The 8990-nt window shown below is 35.1% G+C and carries 6 protein-coding genes and 1 pseudogene; 1 reads left to right on the top strand and 6 read right to left on the bottom strand.

Features of this window, described 5'->3' with window-relative positions; translation table 11 throughout:
* Positions 1-354: 354 nt before the first annotated feature.
* Positions 355-840: pseudogene (locus C232_RS18505) on the top strand (IS66 family transposase); the annotation flags it as partial.
* Between the two features lie 2012 nt (positions 841-2852).
* On the opposite strand, the gene rfbB reads toward C232_RS18505, so the two are convergent.
* From rfbB to C232_RS0108615, 6 genes are all read right to left on the bottom strand, one after another.
* Positions 2853-3881: a dTDP-glucose 4,6-dehydratase gene (rfbB, locus tag C232_RS0108640; RefSeq protein WP_018663377.1), complete on the bottom strand. Its 1029-nt coding sequence runs from the start codon at positions 3879-3881 to the stop codon at positions 2853-2855.
* A gap of 3 nt (positions 3882-3884) precedes the next feature.
* Positions 3885-4736 carry a dTDP-4-dehydrorhamnose reductase gene (gene rfbD, locus C232_RS0108635; RefSeq protein ID WP_018663374.1) on the bottom strand — a complete coding sequence of 284 codons (852 nt, stop codon included), beginning with the start codon at positions 4734-4736 and terminating at the stop codon, positions 3885-3887.
* On the bottom strand, positions 4736-5302 hold the full coding sequence (gene rfbC, locus C232_RS0108630; protein ID WP_018663370.1) for a dTDP-4-dehydrorhamnose 3,5-epimerase: 567 nt from the start codon (positions 5300-5302) through the stop codon (positions 4736-4738). Before rfbC ends, rfbD begins: the two co-directional genes overlap by 1 nt.
* 20 nt (positions 5303-5322) lie before the next feature.
* Positions 5323-6201 (bottom strand): glucose-1-phosphate thymidylyltransferase RfbA, encoded by an 879-nt coding sequence (gene rfbA, locus C232_RS0108625; RefSeq protein ID WP_018663368.1) that lies wholly within the window; start codon positions 6199-6201, stop codon positions 5323-5325.
* 74 nt (positions 6202-6275) lie between these two features.
* Positions 6276-7559 (bottom strand): O-antigen ligase family protein, encoded by a 1284-nt coding sequence (locus C232_RS0108620; RefSeq protein ID WP_018663366.1) that lies wholly within the window; start codon positions 7557-7559, stop codon positions 6276-6278.
* Between the two features lie 14 nt (positions 7560-7573).
* Entirely contained in the window at positions 7574-8956 is a 1383-nt protein-coding gene (locus C232_RS0108615; protein WP_026314537.1) for a glycosyltransferase, read from the bottom strand.
* Positions 8957-8990 lie beyond the last annotated feature (34 nt).

Genomic DNA, 8990 nt, shown 5'->3' with positions numbered 1-8990 from the left:
CTGATATTATAAATATGCTTCTTTCCAGATCTATCAATGGCTTTTCGATCTCTTGTCCCAATAACCTTCATATGTTTACCACAACAAGGGGAAGGTACTTTTTCCGCACCCGTAACCAAAAACCCCAAGTTGAGTATTTTCAATTAGCTTATAATCTGATATAATAACTATAATCGTTATTTTTGGTGGGACATTCCCCGTATAGCTGATGGTACAGTTATACATCATGGGGAATGTCCTTTTCCTTTCTCCAGAATAAGTACGAGGACATTATACTCGTCAAATTCCGGACAGGCAATAGCGTCAACTTTCGGTTATTTTTGGATGTCAGAAACAACAGGCACCCGGAACTAAATTGAGCGTGACTTAAAAGATGTCACTGCGGAAGAACGTTATAAGGCCCGTATAGAACGCAGTCAACCCGTGTTGGATGCTTTTTCAGCATGGCTTCGTGAGCAAACACCGAAAGTGTTGCCAAAAAGTGCATTAGGGCAAGCGATTAAATACTGCCGTAACCAATGGGATCGTTTAGAGGTTTTTTTAGAGGATGGAAGATTGGAAATTGATAACAATCGGAGCGAGCGGTCTATTAAGCCATTCGTTATCGGCAGAAAAAACTTTTTATTCGCCAACACAGCACGAGGGGCTCAATCAAGTGCCATTATTTACAGCATCGTGGAAACGGCAAAGGAAAACGGATTACAACCGTTTAATTACCTTACCTATTTGTTTGAAAAACTCCCCAATATGGATACGGAAGATACCGATCAGCTAGACCAATTATTGCCTCGGTCAGCAACCCTTCCAGATAATTGTCGAGTACCTAGCAAAAAAGCTTAAATACAGTATAAGACACGCCCACCTACAAACATAGGTGGGTATTATTTTACGCTTACCTATTTTTTAATCTCAGAAGCTCCTTGATGGAGCTTTTTTCTTGAACTTTTGGCTGGAATAATTTGAAGGAAATCTTCACATTCTGGAACAACGGAAATAAAATAAGCACATTATCCCGGAAGTGTACCTGAATTAATTTGAAAAAAGGTTACTGGAATAATGTGCTCGTTTACAGCCAAGGGATTCCAAGAAAAATCAATACACAACAACCCATCATTCAGTTACGGTGGCTTCTGATGATCCCCTAAGACATAGTTAATTGCAAATTATGCAGATGTTCCGAACAATATTATGCAGGCCACTGTCGACGTGACAGGCACCCCAAACTTAAAAGAGCAAAGCAATAAAAATAAGAGAGTCTTCTCTTCAAAGCGATGACTCTCTCATTCTACAAAACTCGACAAATTTCGGGTGGTGACAGGCACCCAAACCATAAGAAATGCAGCCGTCTCCGGAATATCATGAGATAAATAAGGCAATATCCATTATCGGGCTGCCTGATGTATCCGTGAGAGAGTTAAAGATCGGGTGCTGGGAACTTTGTGAACCTATCAATGTGTTTTGCCGGATTATGAGACAGATTCTTCTTGAAAGAAATTTAATAAAAACGATCTAAACCAAAAAATGCCCAAAGAGCCAACTATCCTCCAATAAACAGCACCCCTCCCAACCTACAAATTCCGGGTGGCCGAGGTACCGGAATTAAGTATACTTCAGTTACTGTTTTAAAAGTAGGTTCAAGAATGGTGCAATAAATAAATCTCCATTTTGCTTCTCCCGCGAGCTGGCCAGTATAGTTATTTGTAAGAGCAAAGCAATAAAAATAAGAGAATCAATCATTCTCATCAAAGTGATGACTCTCTTATTCTACAAAACTCGACAAATTTCGGGTGGTGACAGGCACCCAAACCATGTTGTAGAACAAGGGTTGAGAATATATTTCGGTGTTTCAAGTTTTAGTATTAAACTCATAGGGGAAACCACAATAAAGCGCAAACTGGCTTCCCCCTTAATTGACAACAATTCCGTCAATTTCGGACAAATAACACCGTCAATTTCCCGCCATTTTGGGGCGTCAGTAACAACCCGGAATTAAGTACGCTTCAGTTACTGGTTTAAAAGTAGGTTCAATAATGTGCAACAGATAGATCTTCACTTTGCTTCTTCCGCAAGATGGCCATATAGTTATTTGAAAGAGCAATGCAATAAAAATAAGAGAGTCAACCGTTCTCTTCAAAGTGATGACTCTCTTATTCTACAAAATTCGACAAATTTCGGGTGGTGACAGGCACCCCAAATCAAACTATGTATCGCATGATTGTGGATAGATTCTATATACGTTCCCATTGACTTTTATCACCTCTATAATTACATGGGAAAGTTATTATTACCTTTAGCTACCGATGCAGAATTTAGGATGCATTTTTTTTAAATTATAGCATGGTTTAGCCTTTTTAGGAATCAGGGACATAAAATAGCTTTTAGGCTTTCTTTATAGAAAAAGTGGCCCCTTTAGGACCGCTTTTTAATCACTTCACCTCCATATACCGATAATCGCTCTTATTCCCCACTGTGGTTTTTCCGACATAACGGTTTAAGGTGGACCCAGCACTTTGGCCACCGTGAAACCCTGATTAATTATCTATACTAGTGAAAGTCTTGACGCTCATTATGGCCGGCCAAACAAAAAAGCATTTTACCGGAGTGCCCAATTAGGACGCCTACGGCGCTCCAAAGATGGCCAAAAATGATGCCGGCTTCGGATACCATACTCAGTTTCCGCGAAGCGCACATATTTGAGCACGGATGCACAGCCACTACTGATGAAGCGTGACAAGTAACCAGGCAACAAATTTTGTGTTTTCGATAAAGAAAAAAGCCTTCTTATACATTTTTGTATAAGAAAGCTATTAATAATCCCGCTAATTTCAAACTATTTCAATTTTAACTTGATTCTATTTTTCAATAAGCGAATACTGCTTTTCAAAATACTCCTGATACTCCCCGCTGATAATCCGTTCCCACCAATCTTTATGATCCAAATACCATTGAATCGTCTGAGCAATACCTGTTTCGAAAGTGTAAGTAGGTTTCCAACCCAACTTTTCCAGTTTTGTTGGATCGATGGCATAGCGTTTATCATGGCCTAAGCGGTCTTTTACAAACTCAATAAGATCTTCTGATTTGCCCAGCGTTCTGATAATCGTCTTAACGACTTCCAGGTTTGTCCGTTCATTGTGGCCGCCTACGTTATAAACTTCACCAATTTCGCCTTGGTGCAGGACAAGGTCAATAGCTGCACAGTGGTCCAGAACGTGAAGCCAGTCACGGATATTACCACCATTGCCGTATACCGGTACCTTTTGGTTATTTAATACCCTTGAAATGGTCAATGGAATGAGTTTTTCAGGGAAATGATACGGGCCATAGTTATTGGAACAACGTGTAATATTAATTGGGAGATTAAATGTTTCATGATAAGCCCGGACCAATAAATCTGAAGACGCTTTGCTAGCGCTGTATGGGCTGTTTGGCTGCAATGGTGTTTTTTCCGTGAAGAAAGTAGTCGGATCAAAGTCCAATTCTCCGTAAACCTCATCTGTCGAAACATGGACAAATTTTTTAATTCCGATTTGCTTAGCAGCATCCAGTAATACTTGTGTACCTAATACATTCGTCCGCACAAAAATTTCCGGCTCGGTAATGGACCGATCCACATGGCTTTCCGCCGCAAAATGGACCACATAATCAAATTTTTCTTTTTCAAAAAGAGGCAGAATGGTATTGCGGTCTGCAATATCTGCTTTGATAAAATGGTAGTTTTCCTTGTTTTCAATTTCGCTGTGTTTAGTTAAATCACCGGCATAGGTTAATAGATCCAAATTATAGATATCATATTCAGGGTATTTATTGACCATATACTGAACAAAGTTACCACCGATAAATCCTGCCCCACCGGTTACCAACACTTTTTTATTTGACATTCTTTACACCTCAATTTTCAGTTCATTAAGATAATGTGCTAAGGCCTCTTTCCAAGGACGTAACGGTTTAAATCCATTGTCAACTAACTTCTGTTTCGACATTCTGGAGTTTTTGGGGCGGACAGCTTTAGTAGGGTATTCTTCTGTTGTAATGGCATTCACTTTCACTTGTTTACCAGATTGTTTAAAGATTTCCTCCGCAAATTCAGCCCAGCTGCAAAATCCTTCATTTGTCGCTTGATAGATTCCATATTTATCTGTTTGGATCATATCCAATAATAATTTTGCTAGATCAAATGTATATGTCGGTGACCCAATTTGATCCCCCACTACATTTAACTCATCATGGGTTTCTGCAAGTCCTAGCATTGTTTTAATAAAGTTCTTTCCATTGATACCGAAGACCCAGGAAATACGGACAATAAACAGATCATTCAACAATGATTGGACAACTTTTTCTGACTCATATTTTGTATAACCATAATAATTAATCGGATCTGCCGGGTCTGTTTCAACAAAAGGAGTGGTTCCTTCACCCTTGTAAACATAGTCAGTACTGATAAACATGAATTTCGCGTTAACTTCTTTAGCTGCTTCTGCCAAATATTTTGTTCCATTCACATTGACATTCCAGCAAATCTCTTTCTGGTCCTCCGCCTGGTCCACGGCCGTGTAAGCGGCACAGTGGACAATGGCATCCGGCTTCAATTCTTGAATAAATGTCTGAACGTCTTTTTCTTTTGTAATATCTAGCTCTTTCTGGCCTATTCCTATCATATCAAGCCCGCGTTTCGTACCTTCCTTAACAACATCATAGCCGAGCTGGCCAGTGTATCCTGTTACTAATATTTTCATCATTGTTCTCCATATGTAAAGTTATTTTCTGCTTCTTCCAATAAAGGTGCTTTTTCATCTTTGGCAGAAAGCACAGGTTGAATATCATGAATTGGCCATTCGACTGCAATTGTCGGGTCATTCCATCTAATTCCTCTGTCGCATTCGGGTGCGTACAATTCATCAACTTTATATTGGACTTCAACATCATCTGTTAACGTCATAAAGCCGTGTGCAAAACCTTTTGGTATCAACAGCTGCTTTTTATTTTCAGCGCTTAACTCGAGACCGTACCACTTTCCATATGTAGGACTGCCTTTTCTAATGTCTATAGCCACATCAAAAATTGTTCCTCTTGTACAGCGGATAAGTTTTGACTGTGCTTTTGGACTCATTTGATAGTGCAGGCCGCGTAACGTGCCTTTTGTTGCGGAAAACGACTGGTTATCTTGGACAAATTTAAGCTTGACCCCAGCTTCTGCCATATTTTTTTCATTATAGGTTTCCATGAACCAACCGCGGTGGTCACCAAAAACAGCTGGTTCGATTACAAGTACGCCTTCTAAATTGGTTTTGCTAATCTTCATTGTCAAATCCCTTCCATTCTTTAATATTTAATTTTGCCTTCTGCAACTCTCAATAAATACTTTCCATATCCTGTTTTGCTTAATTTAGAGGCACTTTCAATTAATTGCTCTTTTTTAATCCAGCCGTTGACATAAGCAATTTCTTCAGGAGCGGAAACTTTGATTCCTTGATGTTCCTCTACCGTTTTTACAAAGTTGGTTGCTTCCACCAAGCTTTCATGCGTCCCGGTATCCAGCCAAGTATAACCCCTACCTAACAATTCTACATCCAACTCGCCTAATTTTAAATACGCTTCGTTAATAGAAGTGATTTCCAACTCGCCGCGTGCAGATGGTTTAATTCCTTTTGCAATTTCGACAACTCGATTATCATAAAAATATAATCCTGTAATGGCATAATTAGATTTTGGCTGCTCAGGCTTTTCTTCTACACTAAGTACTTTTCCATTACGATCAAATTCAACCACGCCAAATCTTTCCGGATCTTGAACATGATACCCAAATACAGTCGCACCCCTTTGTTTTTGTGAGGCTCTTTGTAAAGCTCTTCGCATTCCATTGCCGTAATAAATATTGTCACCCAATATCATGGCAACTGAATCATTGCCAATAAATTCATCGCCTAAGATAAATGCCTGGGCTAAACCATCTGGGCTTGGCTGAATCTTATACTGTAGTGATATGCCAAATTGGGAACCATCTCCTAATAAGTTTTCAAATCTTGGTATGTCTTCTTTTGTAGAAATGATTAAGATATCCTTAATACCAGCTAACATTAATGTGGAAAGCGGATAGTAAATCATTGGTTTGTCATAGATTGGTAAAAGTTGTTTGCTTGTCACTCTTGTTAACGGATATAGACGCGTACCGCTCCCTCCAGCTAAAATAATTCCTTTCATTATACTCACCTTTCAAATTAAATTATTTTAAATAACCAAAATTAATAAATTATTAACTTAATACTTGATAATAGCTACGTAGTATTTTTTTGTTTACTATAGAAGTATATTCCAAACATTATTAAGTAATATAAAACATTATTAAGATAGTAATATTGATTAGGATTAACATTAGAACAGATGAAATTAGCGGTAAAAATCATTATAGATAAAACTTTTAAATTCCTGTTTATTTTTTTTGACAGCAAAATACGTACAAAAATAAATATATTAAATAGAACATATAACAGAAAAAGAATTAAGCCTTGCTCTGCAAGAATATTTAAATACTGAGAATGTATTTGCAAATCTAAAATATGATGAGTAGAATACATGTAATTACGATATTGTCCATCTCCAATACCAAATAATAATTTATTATTTAATATATAATTATAAACCCTTTCATATTGGATAAATCTACTCGACGAAGTATCTCCTCTTTCAATAAAAAGCTTATTATAAATACTGTTTCTAAAAAATGCTAGTAAAATTATTATTATTAACAAGCCAATATAACCACTAATCAGCTTTAGCTTCTGTTCTTTTCTATTCATGGGAGAGTATGCAAGGTAGAAAATTAATATTTCAAAGATTATTCCAACAAACCCAATTCGTGTAAGAGTAAGAGCAGAAAAAATTAATGTTAAAAATAAAGCAATCCAACTTAATTTACTTCTATTCCTTGAAAAACAGTTGTACAATATAATGCCAAAAATTAAAGCTCCAAAATTTCCTCCTGAGTTATTAGATGCAGCAATACCTACAGCCCTATTAGTATCAACAGCACCTTCTGTATATAGAATAGGAGAGTTAAAACTACCTAATAGTAATTGTTTACCAGTGATAAACTGTGCTATACCTAGAATTGAGTTAAAAATAGCAACATAATTAAGAGAGTAAAATATTTTATTTATATTGATATTAGATATGCTGTTATAAATCATAATAATTATAAGTACACTAATTAATGTCATTACAATTTTCATAAAGTTAACATAATCAAAAATTTTAAAATGGTATTCAATAACAAAATTCATTATGGCTACAATTAAATATATTGTCTCTAATCCAAATTTCAACGATTGTTTATTAAACGAAAATAATAAACACACAATCAAAGCTATAAAGACACTATGAAAAGTAATATGTAAAATTTCTCCTTGAAGATATTGATTATAGCTAATTGATAGGTTAAAACTTAAACAAAATAGAAGTAACACCAAAATTAAATTAATATTTTTATCCTTTTGCTTTAAAATAAACCGAAAAAAAATATATAGGATTACGTACAAAAAAAACAATATCACAATCTTCATTTTTTTCTCCCAAACTATAAATTATTATATGTACACTCATATAATGATTTAATATTCTCAGCGTGATTTTTAATAAAAAAATTGGATATATTTGATCTACAAATATTTTTGTTTAATTCACATAGTATAGTTCTATTTTCAATTAAATTTTCAATAACATTAGCCAATTCAGTTGTATTTTCGTTAAATACAATACCAGTTTTGCCATCAATAATTATATCTTTACATCCCACGTTATTTGAAATTACAATTGGAACCCCAAAAGACAATGCTTCCAATCCTATAAAACCAAATGTTTCCTTCCATATACTCGGAACAATTAAAACATCAGTATTTTCAAATATCGAAGATAAATCATTATAGCTATATCGACCTTTAAAATTAATAAAATCACTTTCTAAACTAGTCAAAGGAACTTCATAGGAATTACCATATACATTCAATACCCAGCGAGTTTGATTTTTTTTCAACAGGATATTAAGAGTATCTTTTAAAAAAGAAAAACCCTTATATTCGTCTAAATCACCCAAAAATGAAATTTTTAATAAATCTTTTTTATCGTATGATTTAATCCTTCTTTGGTCTTTTATTCCACCATGTGTTATCGGTATGACTTTTCCCTGAACTTTTATAAACTTTTCATAAACTTGTTTAGCAATACTACTATTAAAATGAAATAAATCGATATAACTAAATATATCGGTATAATACTCACCTAAATCCTTATATTTCTTTAACTTTTGTTTATTAATAAGTGTATCATTAGAAAAATTGTTATTTTCTTTGAAAGTCCACTTCCTCTTAAACTTTTTTATTAACGTAAATGTTTTTGTACTTTTTAAGAATCTATACGATCGGGTCTGCATAATAAAAATCCGCCACATACTATATGCACTCTGATTCGATATTGCACATTTTTCTACATCTTTGAATCCCAAATACTTCATGCCATTGTTATCTAAGAGATTAACATGGGTATCTAATCCATAGTAATCATGAGTTGTAAAAACAACTTTTATCCCTAAACTTTTGGCTGCAAGAAAAAACTCTTTATGTAACCCCATTAATGTATGAATATGAATTATATCAGGACATATCTTTTTTAAAAAAATTTCATAAACATTTTTAGGATTAACCATATTCATAAACCTTTCTGGCTCACATACACCACCGAGCAAAGGAACCGGCAAGGGGTTAACAATCTCGAATACATCAATACCATGGTACCTGCAAAAATATTGAAGTCGAGTAGTCTTTTTTAAAGAATAATGCCCTGGAAAAAAGAGAATAACCCTATCACCGTTATTTTGTTGACTTAACATTAAATCAATAGAATATTTAGTCAATCCTCCACTTCTATAGGGGGGTAAACCAAGAGAATAATGTAAAACATTCAAAATAAAAATCCTTTCTCAATTATTTTTTTGAAAA

Source organism: Heyndrickxia acidiproducens DSM 23148, from assembly GCF_000374345.1.
GTDB lineage: Bacteria > Bacillota > Bacilli > Bacillales > Bacillaceae_C > Weizmannia > Weizmannia acidiproducens.
This window is presented reverse-complemented; position numbering and strand designations above follow the sequence as displayed.